Here is a 16,130-nt window from a genome sequence, read left to right on the forward strand (position 1 = left end):
GGTCATCCCGACGCCTGGCGTCCCCGCGCAAGGCACAGGAAAAGACCGCCTCTGGAAGAACGCGGCACGATGCGCGAAGAGGGGTGGCAACAGACGCTCCCGGACGGCCGCGAAAACACAACGGCGCTGCAGGAAGGATGACCGAGAGACGGGCAACGGCCCGGGACAATGATCAAGCGATGCATGTTACCACAGTTGACCCGCCGGGTCCTGGCCCTGTCTTCACATGTTGCAGAAAACGCCTGTTTTCAAGCGTTTTCCATGCACTGCGATCAACCGTTCGCGTGCAGTTCCATCGCACGCATCACGATGGGTTTCGCCCAGTCCGGCGTCTTCAGCAGATCGATCACCGTCACCGGATGATGCAGCCCATCGCGATCCAGCTGCAGCAGCGGCAGCGGCGTTGCCCTGCCCTGCGCATCCACCGGCGCGCTGTTGTCGTACACGTGCAGCTCGGCAAGGTACGGCAACAACGCGATCAGGTTTTCGCGCGCGGAATCGTAACGCGCACGGATCTTGTCCTGCGGAATGTCATGACCGCCCTGGCTGACCCGATCAGCCACGCGCTGCACGTGCAGTGCAACGCTCTGCAAGCCGCAGAACCAGATCGCCACCTCGTGGCTGTCGCACGCCTCGCGCAGCAGGCGCGGAATGGTGTTGCCCCCCAGCGTCGTCTCGAATGCGAAATCGGTGCCGTCGGCCATCGCCTGGCGCAGCCGTCGCGTACCTTCACTCCATGCCGCAGCATTGGCCTCGTCCAAGGGCCAGCCCTGCTCCACCAGTCGGCGGGTAAACGCGTCGGGGTTGAACCAAGTCAGGCCGGCTTCGCGCAGCCACGTGCCCAGAAGCGAACTTTTACCGGCGCCGTTGACGCCGGCCAACACCAGGATCTTCGCCACCGGTCAGAGCGACGGGCCAAGGAGCGTCGCCTTGCCACGGCGGATCGGCTGGCCGAGCACCTTGCCCAGGCCGCCCTCGCGCTGCAGGCTGGACAGCGCGGTGTCGAACTCGGCGCGCAGGCGCTCGAGTTCGCCCTGGCGGCCGTCATCCTGGCTGCCGGCCGCGCGGGCCAGCAGCTCCTGATAGGCCTTGATGTCCACGATCACCGCTTCTGGATGGTTGTGGTTGGTGATCACCAACGCCTGCTTCTCGCGCACGGTGCGCATCAGGCTCGGCCAGCCGCGGGTCTTCACCGACGACGCGGTGGCCTTTTCAAGACCGGGCACATCCAAAGGCAGGCTCATGGCGGAACTCCAACGGTGGACGGGGCCAGTATACCCTTTTTGGACAAATTGGGAATTTTGGTATATCCGCGTCCGCCCAGCGGCCGGATCTACCCGGCGTGGAGCGCCTGTTCGAGCGGCTGCAGGTCTGCTGGTGCGGTCGGCCGCACCACCCTCGCCTGCTCCTGGCCGTCCTTGAGCAGCACCAGGGTCGGCCACAGCTTCACCGTGAAGGCGCGCCCGAGCGGCCGCCCCTTGCCGTCCTCGACCTTGCGGTGCGCCAGGTCGGGGTGGCCGTCCACGAACCCGCGCACCGCCGGCTGCGCGGCCTGGCAGTGCCCGCACCAGTCGGTGCCGAACTCCAGCAGCTGCCAGCCCGTGCCGGCCTCGACCTCGGCACGGGTCGGCTCCAACTGATCTGCATAGCGGGTCGCGAAGGCCATGCTCAGGCCACCAGGGCGCGCTGGATGTCGTCCAGCGTGGAATTGGTGAGGTCCTTGGCGATCTCCTTGAGCATGCGCGACTCCACTTCCTTGTGCAGCTGCGGGCGGATATGCCCCAGCGTCTTCGGGTCGGCCACCAGGATCAGGTGGCTGTAGCGGTTCTTCAGCGCGTGGTCGTTCAGCTGCTGGGCCAGCTGCTTGGCGAAGGTGGCTTCGTTGAGCTGGGAAATGCTCATGTCCTTGGGCACCGAACCGGACGGGCCCTGGCCGGACACGCCTTCCGGGCTGATGTCGCGGATCTGCAGTTCCTCGTCCTGCTTCAGTTGCAGCGTGCGGCCGTCACCCACGTTGGTGAATACACGGGCCGAGCCGCCGTCGGCGACCACTACAAGGGTTTTTTCGGGGATCTGCATGGTGGACTCCTGGAAAGATTGCGGGCGATGGGTTGGCCCGCCCCCACCGTAGGCAACCGCATGTAAGCGCGGCGCATACGCGCGTGTTCACGGCGTGTGGAAGCGCCGCCGCGCCGGGCCGCCCGGGCATTCAGCGAGCCCGGCCGTCATTCCAGTGTAAAATTCGCGGTTTTTGACCGGTACCATGGCGAAAAAGCAGCACCGCACGCCTGTCCCCGGCCCGCCCTTCATCCGGTTGCTGGCGGCGCTGGCCGACCGCAACGCCCCGCGCACCGGGCCGGACCTGTCCGACCGGCTCAGCCAGTGGATCGACTGGACCCGTGCGGTCGCGCTGTCGCGCGCGCTGGACGGGCGCCTGCCGGCCCCGGCCGCGACCGAACCCACCGAGGTGGAGACGCTGGCCGAGGAATGCGCGAAGGTGCGTGCCAGCCTGGTCCAGTCCATCCAGTACACCCCGGACGCCGGCGCACCGGTCAGGATCGACCCGATCGCGTTCCGCCAGCGCTGCCTCACCGTGCAGCGCGCCATGCTGACCGCGACCGGGCGCCTGCGCGGCCAGTTGCGCGACCGGCTCAGCCAGGAACCCGGCGAGCTGCCGCGCCTGGCCGAGGTGGACGCCGCGATGGAACAGGCCCTGAGCCCGCGCGAGCAGCAGCTGCTGGCGAGCGTACCGACCCTGCTGGGCGCCCATTTCGAGCGCCTGCGCGACGACGCCGGTGGCGACGGGGCCGATCCCGACGCCGGCTGGCTTCAGATATTCAGGAACGACATGCAGGCCGTGCTGATGGCCGAACTGGACGTTCGTTTCCACCCCATCGAAGGCCTGCTTGCAGCGCTTCGCCCCCACTAACCGGGCTGTCATGTTCAGAACTCCTCTTTACGTTGTTGTTTTCCTCGCCGGCCTGCTGGCGGTGGGCTGGATAGGCGCCGGGTACGTCGGCAGCAACCTGGTCGGCGTCGCCGTCGCCCTGGTGATCGCCGCCTGCTACTGCGCCGGTGCGCTGGAACTTCACCGGTACCGGCAGGGCACTGCCGGACTGGCGCAGGCCGTGGCCGACGCCGCCGAGGCGCCGTCCAGCCTGGGCGACTGGCTGGCCAAGGTGCCCGATGCCCTGCGCAATGCGGTGCGGCTGCGCGTGGAAGGCGAGCGCGTCGCGCTGCCCGCGCCGGTGCTGACCCCGTACCTGGTCGGGCTGCTGGTGCTGCTGGGCATGCTCGGCACCCTGCTCGGCATGATGGCGACCCTGCGCGGCACTGGCCTGGCACTGGGCAGCGCGACCGACCTGCAGGCCATCCGTGGCTCGCTCGGCGCGCCGGTGGAAGGCCTTGCCGTAGCATTCGGCACCTCGATCGCCGGTGTGGCGACCTCGGCCACGCTCGGCCTGCTCGCGGCGCTGTGCCGGCGCGAACGCCTGCAGGTGGTGCAGCAGCTGGACACCCGCATCGCCACCACCCTGCACGTGCATTCGCAGGCCTGGCAGCGTGCCGAAGCGTTCCGCCTGCTGCAGGCCCAGGCCGGGCTGATGCCGGCACTGGTGGATCGCCTGGAAGCGATGAGCGCTGCGATTGAACAGCAGAGTGGCGCGGCCGGCGAACGCCTGGCCAGCAGCCAGGACAGCTTCCACGCCCGTGCCGAAGCCGCGCATGAGCGGCTCGCCGCATCGGTGCAGCAGGCGCTGGAGGCCAGCGTCGCGCAGAGTGCGCGCGCGGTCGGCGACGCGCTGCAGCCGATCATGGCGGAGACCATGGCAGGGATTGCACAGCAGACCACCGCCCTGCAGGGCACCGTCGGCGACGCCGTGCGTGCGCAGCTCGATGGCCTGGCCACGGGCTTCGAGACCAGCCGCGCCGCCACCGACGCGACCTGGAACGCCGCGCTCAACGCGCAGCGCCAGGCCCACGACACCCTGTCAGCCGACCTGCGCGCGACCCTGGCCACACTCAACGAGGCGCACGACCAGCGCGCCGTACAGCTGTTGGAAACGCTGGCTGCCCGCCTGGATGCCAGCGCCGACGCCGTGGCCGCACGTCTGGATGCCACCGCCACGCAGTGGAACGACGCGCAGGCCGTGCAGCAGCAGACCCATGCCACCCTGATTGCGCAGCTCGACGTTGCGCTGGGCCGCTTCAGCGATACCCACACCGAGCGCGCCACCGCGCTGGTGGAAACACTGGCGGACAGCCTGCAGGCGTCGCACAGCGGCCTGCAGGAGCGCCTGGAAGCGCGCGACACGCAGCGCCTGGACACCTGGCGCGATGCCTTCGCGCAGCTGTCCTCGCAGCTCGGCCAGCAGTGGGCCGAGAACGGCGCGCAGGTCGCGGCCAGCCAGCAGGCCGTGTGCGAGACGCTCTCGCGCACCGCGCATGAGATCGGCACCCAGGCCCAGGCGCATGCCGCCGAGACCATCAGCGAAATCTCGCGACTGGTCACGCTGGCCTCCGAAGCGCCAAAGGCCGCCGCCGAAGTGGTCGCCGAGCTGCGCCAGAAACTCTCCGACAGCATGGTCCGCGACACCGCCATGCTGGAAGAACGGACCCGCCTGCTGGGCACGCTGGAAACCCTGCTGGACGCGGTCAACCATGCCTCCACCGAACAGCGCACCGCCGTCGACGCGCTGGTCAGCACCTCGGCCGAGCTGCTGGAGCGTGTGGGCACGCAGTTCACCACGCATATCGCCGCCGAGACCGGCAAGCTGGAAGACGTGGCCGCGCAGGTCAGCGGCAGCGCGGTGGAAGTGGCCAGCCTGGCCGATGCGTTCGGCACCGCCATGCAGAGCTTCGGCAGCGCCAGCACCGGGCTGGGCGAACAGCTGCAGCAGGTCGCCGGTGCGCTGGACGCGTCGATGACCCGCAGCGATGAGCAGCTGGCCTACTACGTGACCCAGGCGCGTGAGGTGATCGACCTGAGCGTGCTTTCGCAGCAGCAGATCATCGAAGAACTGCAGCAGCTGGCCGGCCGTCGCCGCAGCGCCGGGGCCGCCACCGCATGAGCGACGAGATCGAGCTGGAGAACGAAACCGGCGCACCGATCTGGGCCGCCTTCGGCGACCTGATGTCGGTGCTGCTGGGGGCGTTCGTGCTGATCCTGGTCGGCGTGGTCGCCTTGCAGCTGGAGCTTTCGCACCGGCTGGACCAGGAAGTGGCGCAGCGCGAGGCCGAAGCCAAGCGCCGCCAGACCCTGGAACAGGCGCTGGCCGCACCGCTCGCGGCCGGCCGGGTGACCCTGGTGGATGGCCGCATCGGCATCCGCGGCAACGTGCTGTTCGCACTCAACTCCGACCAGTTGCAGCCGGAAGGCCGCGACCTGCTGCGCAGCCTGGCCGCGCCGCTCAGCGGCTACCTGGCCTCGCGCGAGGAAATCCTGATGGTCAGCGGCTTCACCGATGACCAGCCGGTGCGCGACAGCAACCGGCAGTTCGCCGACAACTGGGAGTTGTCCGCCGAGCGCGCATTGACCGTGACGCGCACCCTGATCGCCGAAGGCGTACCGGCCGGCTCGGTGTTCGCCGCCGCGTTCGGCGCCGAGCAGCCGGTGGGTTCGAATGCCGACGAGGAAGGCCGCGCGCGTAACCGCCGTGTGGAAATGGCACCGATGCCGCGCCTGAAGCCCAGCGTCGCAGGCGATGGACGGTAACCGCTCCGCCGCCACCGATCGCCTCGCCAAGTGGCGGGCGCAGCAGCTGGATCGCGTGGATCCGGTGCAGTTTGCGTTCCTGGAAGCGCTGCAGCGGCGCAGCCAGGCCACGCAGGGCGCGCTGCGCCGCACGCTGGATGCGCGCCTTGAAACGTTGCTGGACGCATACGCCAGCCGGCTGGCGGCACGTCCCGCTGCCACCGCGACCGCCGACACCGCCTCACCGCTGAACACGCTGGCGCCCCTCGGCACACCCCGCGCAAGCCACAACCCGGACTACCCGGCGCTGCCTGCGCTGGCGCAGTTCCGCACCCGGTGGGCGCAGCTGCGCACTGCCGGCCAGGTCCGGCAGACGCTGGCGCAGACCCCCAGCGACGGCGGCCCGTTGAATTCCAGTGTGCTGGTGCACCGGGCCATTGGCTGGATGGGCGACGTCTCGCCCGCCTATCTGGAACACTTCCTGGCCTACGTCGACAACCTGGCCTGGCTGGAACAGATGCAGCAGCGCGGCACCCTGCCCAGCCGCGACAGCGCGCCCGGCCGCGCACCGGCCAAGCCACGCCGCGCCCGCACCGCGCGCTAACCGCGCAGGGTCGCGCCGCCGTCCACGTACAGGTCGCTCATCGCGATGTGGCCGGCCTGGTCGGAGAGCAGGAACATCACCGCCTGCGCGATGTCGCCTGGCGTCGCCAGCTTGCGCAGTGGAATGCCCGCCTTGTAGGTCTCCGGACTGCCGTCGATGACGCGCTGCGCGCCGTTGTCGTCGGCCCACATGCCGGTCTGCATCGGGGTCAGGGTCGAGCCCGGCGCCACGATGTTGCAGCGGATGCCATGCGGCGCCAGCTCCAGTCCGAGGCAGCGGGTGAACATGGTCGCGGCCGCCTTGGACGCCGCATACGCGGCCATGCCATGGCGCGGCACGCCGGCCGCATTCGAGCTGACCGTGACGATGGCGCCGTGCCCGCGCGGCGTCATCACGCGTGCCAGGGCACGGCCTAGATGGAACACGCCATCGGCGTTGACCGCGAACACGCGGCGCCACTGCGCGTCGTCGATCCCCACCACCTCGCCAACCTGCAGCACGCCCGCCACGCTGATGCCGAAGCCGATCGGCCCAAGCGTGGCCTCCACCTCGGTGACCAGGGCATCCACCGCCGCCGCGTCAGCGACATCCAGCACCCGTGCATGCAGGCGGGGATGTGCAGGCAACACCGGCGCGGCCAGGTCGCTCGCGACCACCACGCAGCCGCTGTCCAGCAGCTGCTGCACCAGCGCGTTGCCAATGCCGCCGCCCGCACCGGTAACCAGTGCCAGGGTGCCGTCGAATCCGCTCAGCTTCATGTCGTGTGGTCCTGTTGGAGAACGTCCCAGTGCTGCAGTCGCGCCGACAACCACGGCGCCAGCTGCGCCACCGCCTCATGCCCGGTGAGTTCGGCATGCAGGAACGGCAGTGGCAGCGCTTCGACGCGGGCGGCATGGGCCTGCCACAGTGCGGACTGCAGGTGCGGTCGCTGCACATGGTCGTTGCCGGCGCGCACGTGCACCAGGGTGCCGTTGTAATGGCGGTGGTGATGCTCGCGGATCAGGCGATTGGTGCCGGTCACCGCGCGCACCACGCCGTCGAGCACCGGTTCGGGCAGGTTGCCCAAGGCACTGTCGCCCTGGCGCAGGAAGGCGACGATGCGTTCGCGGCTGTCCAGCCCGGGGTGCTGCTCCGGGTCGTGCCCGGCAATCGCCAACAGGGCACGCAACGCGGCCACCGCATCCGGTTCGGGCTCGGCCCGCCAGCACTCGCTGGGATACGCGTCCAGCAGCACCAGCGCACCGACCTCGCGACCGTGCGCCTGCAGGTGCACGGCGATGGCCTGGGCGATGATGCCCCCGACCGACCATCCGAGCAGGTGCACCGGGCCCTGCGGATGCAGCGCGATAATTCGCGACGCGTAGTCGGCAGCCAGCGCTTCAATGCTGTCCGGCAGGGGCGCGGTGGCATCGATCGCGGGCGACTGCAGCCCGTGCACGTCGCGCCCGGGACTCAGCGCCCGCGCCAGCGTGCGGTAGTTCCACGCAATGCCACCGGCGGGATGGATCACGAACAAGGGCGCCCTGCCCGGCTCACCGCGTGCCAGCACCAGCGTCGGTCCCAGCGCATGGTCGGTGTCCTGCGCGGCCGCGTCCAGGCGCGCGGCCAGTCCGGCCACCGTCGGTGCGGCGAAGATCGCGCCCAACCCGGGATCGCGCTGCCACTGCTGCTGGATCGCCAGCAACAGGTGCACCGCGCTCAGCGAATCGCCGCCAAGTGCGAAGAAATCGGCATCGGCCGGCACCGGCGCAGGCAGTCCCAGCGCCTGCTGGAACAGTGCGGCGAGCACGTGTTCGGTGGGCGACCCGGCGGCGCGTCCGCCGCCCTCGGCCGCCTCCGGCAACGGCAAGGCGCTTCGGTCCAGCTTGCCGTTCGAGGTCACCGGCCACGCAGGAATGCGCATGATCGCCGAAGGCAGCATGTAATCCGGCAGCTGCGCGCGCACTGCAGCCTGCACCACGGCGGCATCCACGTCATCGCCGGACACGTACGCAAGCAGTCGTGCCGGCATGCCGTCCGGCGCATGCAGCAGCACTTCGGCGCGCGCCACGCCCCGTGCGCTGCGCAGGGCCGCTTCGATCTCGCCCAGTTCAATGCGCAGTCCGCGCAGCTTGACCTGGTGGTCGCCGCGCCCCAGGTACTCCAGCGCGCCATCCTCGCGCCAGCGCGCACGATCGCCACTGCGGTACAGGCGCTGTCCGGGCAGGTGCGGGTTGGCCAGGAAGCGTTCGGTGGTCAGGTCATCGCGGCCGAGGTACCCCCGTGCCAGCTGCACCCCGCCCAGGTACAGGTCACCCACCACGCCGGCCGGCAGCGGCCGCAGCCGCGCGTCCAGCACGTACAACTGGGTGTTCCAGACCGGGTAGCCGATCGGCACCGGGTCGGAGCGGTCCTCGCGGGTGGCCGGCCAGAAACTCACGTCCACGGCGGCCTCGGTGGGCCCGTACAGGTTGTGCAGCCGTGCATCGACGCGGGCGTGGAAACGATCGCGCAGTCCGGCGTCCAGTGCTTCGCCGCTGGTGAATACCTGCTGCAACGGCAGCGCATCCAGGTCGGGCACGGCCAGCCATGCGTCCAGCATCGACGGCACGAAATGCAGGATCGAAATGCGTTCGTCGCGGATCAGCCGGGTCAGCGCCTGCGGGTCGCGATGCATCCCCGGCGGCGCGATCACCAGCGTGGCCCCGCTGATCAACGGCAGGAAGAATTCCCAGACCGACACATCGAAGGTGGCCGGGGTCTTCTGCAGCACGCGCGCCTGCGCATCCACCGCGTAATGGCACCGCATCCATTCCAGCCGGTTGACGATCGCCCGATGCTCGACCAGCACCCCCTTGGGCTCGCCGGTGGACCCGGAGGTGTAGATCACGTAGGCGGCATCGTCGGGCTGGACCGTATCGGGTAGCGCAGCCTCGCTGTCGGTGTGCCACTGCCCCGGCGTCAGCAGGCGGCAGCCCTCGAAGCGCGCGGCATCGCCGGGTTCGACCAGCACGCACCGCGGCGCTGCCGAGTCCAGGATCCGACGCAGGCGCGCGTCGGGGTGGTCCAGGTCCACCGGCAGGTACGCGCCCCCTGCGCGCAGCACCGCCACCAGCGCGACCAGCAGCGACAGCGAGCGCGGCAGCGCCACCACCACGCGCGACTCGCGGCCTACGCCGAGCGCCTGCAGCTGCAATGCCAGGGCACGGCTGCGCCGCTCCAGTTCCGCGTAGCTGAGCGACTCGCCTTCGAACACCAGTGCCGTGGCGTCCGGCGTAGCCGTCATCCGCGCCATCAACAGCGCCACCAGCGAGACGTCCGGCACTGCGCGCCCGGTGGCGTTGGCCTCCTGCACCCAGCGGCGCTCCTCCGCAGGCGTGCACAGCGCGACCTCGCCCAGCGTTCCCCCACGCGCCTGTACCTCCAGCGCGGCCGACACGAAATGCAGCAGGCGCTCGGCATGCTTCGGCAGTGCCGCCGCCGCGTGCCGCGCCGGGTTGGCCTCGATCTCCAGCACCAGCGCGCTGACCGCATCGCCGCGGAAGCCGAGGTTGATGTCGTCCACCGGCCCGGTGCACAGCACCTCCAGCTGCGCCGTGACCCCCTGCCACGGCAGCGGCCGGTAGAACGGCTGCACATTGACCAGCGGCCCATGCAGCCGGTGCTGCAAGCCGACCCAGCCCAGGTCGCGGCGCAGCTGCTCGCCGCGATAACGCCCGTGCCGACGTCCCCGCACCAGCAAGCGCGCAGTGTCGCGCACGCTGGCGTCGATCCGGTCGTCGTCGCGTGCCCCGACCCGCAGCGGCAGCACGTTCATCACCATCGCTGGCACCCGCGCCGACGCACTGCCCAGCCGGCCCATGAACGGCACCCCCACCATCACTTCCTCGGCCGCGCTGTACCGCCGGCAGTACTCCGCGGTCAGCGTGGTGAGCAGGTCCGGCCACGGCTGGCCGATCGCCAGCGCTGCGCTGAGCAGCCGTTCGCGCAGCGCGGCGTCCATCGGCCGGGTGAAGCGGTGCGCGTCGGCTGCTGCGGCCGCCGTGCCGCCGCCCAGCCCTTCGGCCGGCGTCGTACCCTGCAGGTAGGCGTGCCAGTGCGCGGCATCGCGCGTGCGCCGGTCGTCGGCCTGGTACTGCGCGTCTTCGTCCAGGACCGGCCGCAGCGGCTGCAGCGGTTCAGTGTCGCCGCCGTTGTACAGCGCGCAGACCCGTGCACTGAACAACGCCATGCCGTAACCGTCCGTCGCCAGGTGGTGCACCCGCACGTACCAGGCCACGCGCTGCGGCCCCACTACGTACAGCCGTTGCCGGGCCAGCCGGTCACGCGCGGGATCGACCGGTCGCAGGCGCTCGGCCTGCATCGCATCGCGCACCGCCTGCTCCGGATCCGCTGCCGTGGACACGTCCACCACCTGCAACAGCGGCACGTGTGCGGGATCCAGCCATTGCCACGGCACGCCTTCCGCGTCGGCGGCCATGCGCAGCCGCAGCGCTTCCGCCTCTGCCGCCGCCGTGTCCGCCGCCGCCGTGAAGCGGGCCAGGTCCAGCCCACCGTCGAACCAGATCGCGTGCGCAGTATTGAACGCTGCAGCTCCGGCCCCGTAGCGCCGGGTGCTGCCCGGCGGCTCTTCCAGCACGCGCTGCGCGAACCACAACCCGCGCTGCGCCTCGCTCAACGGCCAGCACAGGGCGTCCGCTGGAATCCCGCTGGCCGCGCCCCCGCTCATGCGTCGACGCGGGCCCGCGCCTGCAACTTCTGCACCACCTGCCACCAGCCGGCCAGTGTGGTGTGCTCGGCCAGATGGCCGAATTCCAGCGCAATGCCGGTATTGCCCCAGGCCAGCACCAGCCCGAGCACGCGCATCGAATCCAACCCCAGGTCCATCAGGTGGTCGTCGTCGCCCACCGCTTCGGGCGGCTCGCCCAGCAGGTCGGCGACATCGGCGCGCATGCGCTCCAGGGTGAGCGGCGCTGGGGCCAGGGAATCGGTCATGCGAGCGTCTTCAGCAGTTGGTCGGTGGTCATCGGTACGCCGCAGGTGCGCGCGATCCAGCGCAGCGCCTGATCGTGGTCCTCGCGCGAGAAGTCGGCCACCGCGTCTGCGGCGATGAAGGCTTCGATGTCGCGCTGGAACGCCTCCGCCACGGTGGCGGTGCAGCCGATATGCGCGTACACGCCGGTAACCAGCAGCTGGTCGCGGCCGCGCACGCGCATCAGGGTTTCAAGGTTGCTGCGCTGGAACGCGCTGTAACGGTGCTTGACCAGCACATGGTCGCCGTCCGTTGGCGCCAGCGCGTCGATGATGGCTTCATGCTCGGCGGTGGCGTGCATCCCCGGGCCCCACAGGTCGGCCTGCAGCCCGCGGTCGCGGCGGTCCTGGTGGCCGCGCTGCGCGGTGTAGAACACCGGAATCCCGCGTGCACGGCAGTGCGCGATCAACCGCGCGATGTTGGCCACCGCCGGCGACAGCGGCGCGCTGTCGGCACCGAAGGGCGCCAGGAAATAGCGCTGCATGTCGTGCACCAGCAGCGCCAGGCGCGCCGTCTCCGGCCGCCATGGCCCACGCGGCGGCGGCAGCTCGGCGGCGGTGGGCAAGGCGTAATCGGTAATGCGGGGCAACGCCATCAGCGCGTCTCTCCTGTCTGTGCAATGTGGTGGGCGCGCAGCTGGGCGCGCAGTTCGCGGCGGCTGACCTTGCCCACCGCGGTGGTACCGAAGGCATCAACGAACACCACCTGGTCAGGCACCTTGAAGGCGGCCAGGCCACGCCCGCGCACCCAGGCCTTCAGGCTGGCCGCGCTGGGGCGCTCACCCCGCGCGATCACGAATGCACAGCTGCGCTCGCCCAGGTACGGGTCGGGCATCGAGACCACGGCGGCGTCGAACACGCCGGCGTGCGCCAGCAGGTGGTCCTCGATCTCCTCGGCGGAGATCTTCTCGCCGGCGCGGTTGATGTGGTCGCCCGCGCGGCCCTGCACCACCAGATACCCACCCGGCAGCTGCTGCACCATGTCGCCGGTGCGGTAGTAGCCGTCCTCGGTGAAGGAACGCGCATTGGCGCCGGGGTCGTTGTGGTAACTGCGGATCGTGTATGGACCGCGCGTGAGCAGGTGGCCGACCTCGCCCGGAGCGACCGGGTGGCCGTGGTCGTCCACCACCAGCACCTCGTCGTCCGGCGAGATCGGGCGGCCCTGGGTGCCGAGCACGCAGTCCAGCGGATCATGCAGGCGGGTGTAGTTGACCAGGCCCTCGGCCATGCCGAATACCTGCTGCAGCTGGCAGCCGAGTCCGTCGATCACCCGGCGCGCGGCCTCCGGCACCAGCTTGGCGCCGCCCACCTGCACCACCTGCAGGCTGGAAAGCTCATGCGCGGTGGTGGCCGCGGCCTGCGCCCACAGCAACGCCAGCGGTGGCACCAGGCCGACACAGGTCACCCGCTCGCGCGCGATCAGCGGGAAGGCCGTGTCCGGCCCGGCGCCGGCGCTGAGCACCACGCGCGCGCCGGCGTAGAGCGCACCGAAGAAACCCGGCGAACTCATCGGGAAATTATGCGCGGCCGGCAGGGCGACCAGGTACACGCTGTCGCGGGTGATCCCGCAGATCGCGTTGCTGGCGCGGAACGAGTAAAGGTAATCGTCATGCGTGCGCGGAATCAGCTTGGAGAGGCCGGTGCTGCCACCGGACAGCTGCAGGAACGCGACCGCCTGCGGGTCCGGGTCGGGCGGCAGATGCGCGGTGTCGCCCTGCAACGCGTCGACCGCGGTGAACTCGGCGGCATCGCCCACCACCAGCACGTGGCGCAGCGCGGGAATCGCGGCCTGCAGCTCGCGCGCCAACAGGCGGTAATCGAAGCCTTCGTACTGCGCGGTGGTGATGTAGGCGTTGGCCTCGGCGTTGCGCAGCACGTGCGCCACTTCGGTGAAGCGGTGGGCGGGCAATGCATACACCGGCACCAGCCCGGCGCGGAACAGGCCGCAGACCACGGTCACGAAGTCCACGGTATTGCCCAGCTGCACCACCACCCGGTCGCCGGGCTGCAGCCCGTGGCCGAGCAGGCCGGCGCCGATGCGCCCGGCCTCGTCCCACAGCTGCGCATAGCTCAGCCGACGCTCGCCGCCGACCACGGCGATGTCATCCGCGTACTGCTGCGCGCGCTCGCGCAGGAAGCCGGGAAAGGTTTCGCCGCGCCAGTACCCGGCGGCGCGATAGCGGGCAACCAGCCCCGGCGGCCAGGCCTGGCGCAGGGGAACGCGGGCGGGAACAACGGGAACAACCATCAGCAACTCCAGGAATCAGTCGACAAGGCACCGTCCGCGCCCAGCGCGGCCAGCAGCGCCCCGAATTTCGTCGCGGTCTCGGCCACTTCCGCTGCCGGTTCGGAACCGGCCACGATGCCGGCACCGGCGTGGATGCACGCCTGCGTGCCCTGCACGCGCGCGCAGCGGATCGCCACGTACCAGTCGCCATCGCCGTTGGCATCGATCCAGCCAACCGCACCGGCGTAAAACCCGCGCGGCACCGGCTCCAGTTCGTGGATGGCGTCGCGCGCCAGGGTCGGCGGCGTGCCACATACCGCCGGGGTGGGATGCAGCGCGGCCAACAGCGTGGCGACCGAGGTTGTCGGATCGCGCAGCGTCGCTTCGATGCGCGTGCCCAGGTGCCACAGCGTGGTGGTGGCATGCAGGGTGGGCTGCGGCGCCGCATCGATCGCGTCGCAATACGGCCGCAGTGCCTCCACGATGGCCTCGACGACGTAGCGGTGCTCATCGTGGTCCTTGGCCGACGCCAGCAGCTCACGCGCGGCCCGGGCGTCTTGTTCCGGGTCGGCATGGCGTGCCGCCGAACCGGCCAGCGGATGCGAGAGCACCTGGCGGCCACGGCGCGACACCAGCCGTTCCGGGCTGGCCCCCACCAGCCACGCCGGGGGCTGGTGGGCGGCGACCGGCAGCGGTGCCAGGTAGGTCACCGCGTCCGGGTCGCGGCCGAGCCGCGCGACCAGCGCGTGCGGATCGATGGGGGTGTGCGACTGCACGCGCAGCGTGCGTGCCAACACCACTTTCTGCAGCGGTGCGCCTGGCTGGCGCAGCCGGGACACTGCCGTCGCCACGCTCGCGGCGTACTGCGCGGCAGCGGGTTCGGCATGGATCTCGCCACGAAAGCGCGGCGACACGGACGCGGGCTCACGGCTGCCCTGCCCCAGCGACTGCGGCTGGAACAGCGCGTCGGGCGCCTGCGGATCGAAGGGCACCAGCCCGACCAGCAGCGCCGGACCGCGTTGCCGGGCTGCGAAGAACGCGCGCACGCGCGCCTCCAGCGTTCCGGTACCGCCAGAGGCAAGCGTTTCGAGGCAGCCGCGCGCTTCGAGCGTGCGCCCGGCCACGCGCAGCTGGAAGCGCGTCGCCGTGTCGACCGCCACGTCTTCAGCGGTGCCATCGACGGTGTCGCATGTGCGCACGGCATCGTTCATCGCGCGCACCTGCCGTGCAGCATCGCCGCGAGCGCCAGCGCAGACAGCACCGCGCCGACCAGCAGGTACGGCACGCTGGGCGCAATGCGGTACAGCAGCGTGCCGACCATCGGGCCGATCACCATGCCCAGCCCCTGCACGCCCGCCACCGCGCCGGCGGCGGCGCCCTGCTCGTGCGCCTCCACCGAATCGGCGGCCAGCGCCTGGAACGAGGGAAACACAAAGCCCATACCGAACGCCGCGACCGCATAGGTCGCCAGCAGCTGCCAGGGCAGCGTGACCAGCGCCACCGAATCGAATCCCAGCGCCGCGATCAGCGCCCCCAGCGCGATCCAGTGACGGGGTGGCATGCGCTTGAAGGTCATCACCAGCATCTGCGCCAGGATCAGGCCGACACCCACCGCCGTCAGCGCCAGCCCGGCCATGCGCGCACCGGCCGCGGGGGCCAGCTGCAGGCGGTCGATGGCAAAGAAGCCGACCGTGACCTGCGCGATGGTCACCGAAATCATCGCGGCAAACACGGCCATCATCGGCAGGCGCAGGCGTGGATCGAACCGGCCCAGCGGCGCCTGCGGCCCCTTGCCCGCTGCTGCAGCCGGAGCCGCCTTCGGTAGGCGCCATGCAATCACCAGCAGCGCCAGCACCGGCAGCAATGCGGCCACGTACAACGTCAGCGCGAGATTGTGGAAGGCGACCCAACCGGCCGCTGCGGGCCCGATCACCATGCCCAGCGCATTCGCGCTGCCGAGCTTGGCCATCGCACCGGCGCGTTGGCCCGGCGCGGCTTCATCGGCCACCAGCGCGGCGGCGGTCGGCGGAACGGCCGCATAGAACAAGCCGACCAGCGCACGCGTACCCACCAGTACCAGTACCGACACCCACACCGCCGGCGCCGAGCGCAACGCGGTGTCAACGAACACGGCCATCAGCACATAGATCACCGCATACGCGGCGAGCGCGGTCAGCAATACGCGGCGGCGTCCGATCCGGTCGCTCAGTGCGCCCCAGCGGCGTGCGGAGAGCATCCACAGCACGCCAGCCGCCGTCACCGACAACCCGGCATGCCACTCCGAGAGTCCCAACAGGCGGACCACCGGGCCGATCACGGCCACGAACGCCATCATCGCCATGGTCCCGACCCAGGCCGCGAAGACCAGGGCCGGTAGGCTGGAAACGACAGGGGTTGAACGCATGCACCACCAGAAGCAGACAGGAATGGACACGCACCGCGCAGGGCGGGCGTTCGATTGAGTCGGCTTCGTCGGTGCGGGCACCGGCGTGGCTATCAACGTAAATGATAACAGCTCGCATTTGGATTGTGGCGATCAATCACCCCCGGTTTGCACCCGGCTGTCTAAGCTGCAGACAGTTCCACTGGATGTGCCC

15 protein-coding genes are annotated in these 16,130 nt (G+C 70.4%); 4 read left to right on the top strand and 11 right to left on the bottom strand.

What is annotated here, in order from left to right; translation table 11 throughout:
* Nucleotides 1-272: 272 nt before the first annotated feature.
* The 4 genes from PDM28_RS10455 to PDM28_RS10470 form a co-directional block, all read right to left on the bottom strand.
* Nucleotides 273-899, bottom strand: coding sequence for an ATPase (locus PDM28_RS10455; RefSeq protein WP_102944903.1), 627 nt, complete (start codon nucleotides 897-899; stop codon nucleotides 273-275).
* A gap of 3 nt (nucleotides 900-902) precedes the next feature.
* On the bottom strand, nucleotides 903-1,244 hold the full coding sequence (locus PDM28_RS10460; protein ID WP_102944902.1) for a type II toxin-antitoxin system prevent-host-death family antitoxin: 342 nt from the start codon (nucleotides 1,242-1,244) through the stop codon (nucleotides 903-905).
* 89 nt (nucleotides 1,245-1,333) lie between these two features.
* On the bottom strand, nucleotides 1,334-1,666 hold the full coding sequence (locus PDM28_RS10465; protein ID WP_311181914.1) for a thioredoxin family protein: 333 nt from the start codon (nucleotides 1,664-1,666) through the stop codon (nucleotides 1,334-1,336).
* A 2-nt stretch (nucleotides 1,667-1,668) separates the two neighbouring features.
* The gene (locus tag PDM28_RS10470; protein ID WP_102944900.1) at nucleotides 1,669-2,079 is read right to left on the bottom strand and encodes a host attachment family protein; all 411 of its coding nucleotides are present in this window, start codon (nucleotides 2,077-2,079) and stop codon (nucleotides 1,669-1,671) included.
* A gap of 172 nt (nucleotides 2,080-2,251) precedes the next feature.
* Between PDM28_RS10470 and PDM28_RS10475 the strand changes: the two genes are divergently transcribed.
* Genes PDM28_RS10475 through PDM28_RS10490 form a run of 4 tightly spaced genes read left to right on the top strand, consistent with a single transcriptional unit; the run spans nucleotide 2,252 to nucleotide 6,296 of the window.
* A complete protein-coding gene (locus PDM28_RS10475) occupies nucleotides 2,252-2,929 on the top strand; it encodes a DUF3348 domain-containing protein (protein ID WP_311181915.1) in 678 nt (225 codons plus the stop codon).
* A gap of 10 nt (nucleotides 2,930-2,939) precedes the next feature.
* Complete coding sequence (locus tag PDM28_RS10480) at nucleotides 2,940-5,069, top strand: DUF802 domain-containing protein (protein WP_311181916.1); 2,130 nt, start codon at nucleotides 2,940-2,942, stop codon at nucleotides 5,067-5,069.
* Nucleotides 5,066-5,713, top strand: a complete 648-nt coding sequence (locus PDM28_RS10485) for an OmpA family protein (RefSeq protein ID WP_311181917.1) — start codon at nucleotides 5,066-5,068, stop codon at nucleotides 5,711-5,713. The genes PDM28_RS10480 and PDM28_RS10485 overlap by 4 nt, the downstream gene beginning before the upstream one ends.
* Complete coding sequence (locus PDM28_RS10490; protein WP_102944897.1) at nucleotides 5,703-6,296, top strand: DUF2894 domain-containing protein; 594 nt, start codon at nucleotides 5,703-5,705, stop codon at nucleotides 6,294-6,296. The genes PDM28_RS10485 and PDM28_RS10490 overlap by 11 nt, the downstream gene beginning before the upstream one ends.
* On the opposite strand, the gene PDM28_RS10495 is transcribed toward PDM28_RS10490, so the two are convergent.
* Genes PDM28_RS10495 through PDM28_RS10525 form a run of 7 tightly spaced genes read right to left on the bottom strand, consistent with a single transcriptional unit; the run spans nucleotide 6,293 to nucleotide 15,937 of the window.
* A complete protein-coding gene (locus tag PDM28_RS10495; RefSeq protein ID WP_102944896.1) occupies nucleotides 6,293-7,054 on the bottom strand; it encodes a 2,3-dihydro-2,3-dihydroxybenzoate dehydrogenase in 762 nt (253 codons plus the stop codon). The genes PDM28_RS10490 and PDM28_RS10495 overlap by 4 nt on opposite strands.
* The gene (locus PDM28_RS10500; RefSeq protein ID WP_425507660.1) at nucleotides 7,051-10,980 is read right to left on the bottom strand and encodes an amino acid adenylation domain-containing protein; all 3,930 of its coding nucleotides are present in this window, start codon (nucleotides 10,978-10,980) and stop codon (nucleotides 7,051-7,053) included. The genes PDM28_RS10495 and PDM28_RS10500 overlap by 4 nt, the downstream gene beginning before the upstream one ends.
* Nucleotides 10,981-11,000: 20 nt before the next feature.
* Nucleotides 11,001-11,270, bottom strand: a complete 270-nt coding sequence (locus tag PDM28_RS10505; protein ID WP_102944894.1) for a phosphopantetheine-binding protein — start codon at nucleotides 11,268-11,270, stop codon at nucleotides 11,001-11,003.
* Nucleotides 11,267-11,902, bottom strand: coding sequence for an isochorismatase family protein (locus PDM28_RS10510; protein WP_102944893.1), 636 nt, complete (start codon nucleotides 11,900-11,902; stop codon nucleotides 11,267-11,269). The genes PDM28_RS10505 and PDM28_RS10510 overlap by 4 nt, the downstream gene beginning before the upstream one ends.
* Entirely contained in the window at nucleotides 11,902-13,554 is a 1,653-nt protein-coding gene (locus tag PDM28_RS10515; protein WP_311181919.1) for a (2,3-dihydroxybenzoyl)adenylate synthase, read from the bottom strand. The genes PDM28_RS10510 and PDM28_RS10515 overlap by 1 nt, the downstream gene beginning before the upstream one ends.
* Nucleotides 13,554-14,744, bottom strand: coding sequence for an isochorismate synthase (locus PDM28_RS10520; protein WP_311181920.1), 1,191 nt, complete (start codon nucleotides 14,742-14,744; stop codon nucleotides 13,554-13,556). Before PDM28_RS10520 ends, PDM28_RS10515 begins: the two co-directional genes overlap by 1 nt.
* A complete protein-coding gene (locus PDM28_RS10525) occupies nucleotides 14,741-15,937 on the bottom strand; it encodes an MFS transporter (RefSeq protein ID WP_311181921.1) in 1,197 nt (398 codons plus the stop codon). The genes PDM28_RS10520 and PDM28_RS10525 overlap by 4 nt, the downstream gene beginning before the upstream one ends.
* Between the last annotated feature and the right edge of the window lie 193 nt (nucleotides 15,938-16,130).

It is taken from the genome of Stenotrophomonas aracearum (assembly GCF_031834615.1).
Taxonomy (GTDB): domain Bacteria; phylum Pseudomonadota; class Gammaproteobacteria; order Xanthomonadales; family Xanthomonadaceae; genus Stenotrophomonas; species Stenotrophomonas aracearum.

Bases quoted from the DNA above. Each gene is read 5' to 3' on its own strand.
- PDM28_RS10480 (WP_311181916.1), top strand. From the start codon at position 2,940: ATGTTCAGAACTCCTCTTTACGTTGTTGTTTTCCTCGCCGGCCTGCTG.
- PDM28_RS10515 (WP_311181919.1), bottom strand. From the start codon at position 13,554: ATGGTTGTTCCCGTTGTTCCCGCCCGCGTTCCCCTGCGCCAGGCCTGG.
- PDM28_RS10460 (WP_102944902.1), bottom strand. From the start codon at position 1,244: ATGAGCCTGCCTTTGGATGTGCCCGGTCTTGAAAAGGCCACCGCGTCG.
- PDM28_RS10485 (WP_311181917.1), top strand. From the start codon at position 5,066: ATGAGCGACGAGATCGAGCTGGAGAACGAAACCGGCGCACCGATCTGG.
- PDM28_RS10495 (WP_102944896.1), bottom strand. From the start codon at position 7,054: ATGAAGCTGAGCGGATTCGACGGCACCCTGGCACTGGTTACCGGTGCG.
- PDM28_RS10520 (WP_311181920.1), bottom strand. From the start codon at position 14,744: ATGAACGATGCCGTGCGCACATGCGACACCGTCGATGGCACCGCTGAA.
- PDM28_RS10465 (WP_311181914.1), bottom strand. From the start codon at position 1,666: ATGGCCTTCGCGACCCGCTATGCAGATCAGTTGGAGCCGACCCGTGCC.
- PDM28_RS10525 (WP_311181921.1), bottom strand. From the start codon at position 15,937: ATGCGTTCAACCCCTGTCGTTTCCAGCCTACCGGCCCTGGTCTTCGCG.
- PDM28_RS10510 (WP_102944893.1), bottom strand. From the start codon at position 11,902: ATGGCGTTGCCCCGCATTACCGATTACGCCTTGCCCACCGCCGCCGAG.
- PDM28_RS10490 (WP_102944897.1), top strand. From the start codon at position 5,703: ATGGACGGTAACCGCTCCGCCGCCACCGATCGCCTCGCCAAGTGGCGG.
- PDM28_RS10505 (WP_102944894.1), bottom strand. From the start codon at position 11,270: ATGACCGATTCCCTGGCCCCAGCGCCGCTCACCCTGGAGCGCATGCGC.
- PDM28_RS10470 (WP_102944900.1), bottom strand. From the start codon at position 2,079: ATGCAGATCCCCGAAAAAACCCTTGTAGTGGTCGCCGACGGCGGCTCG.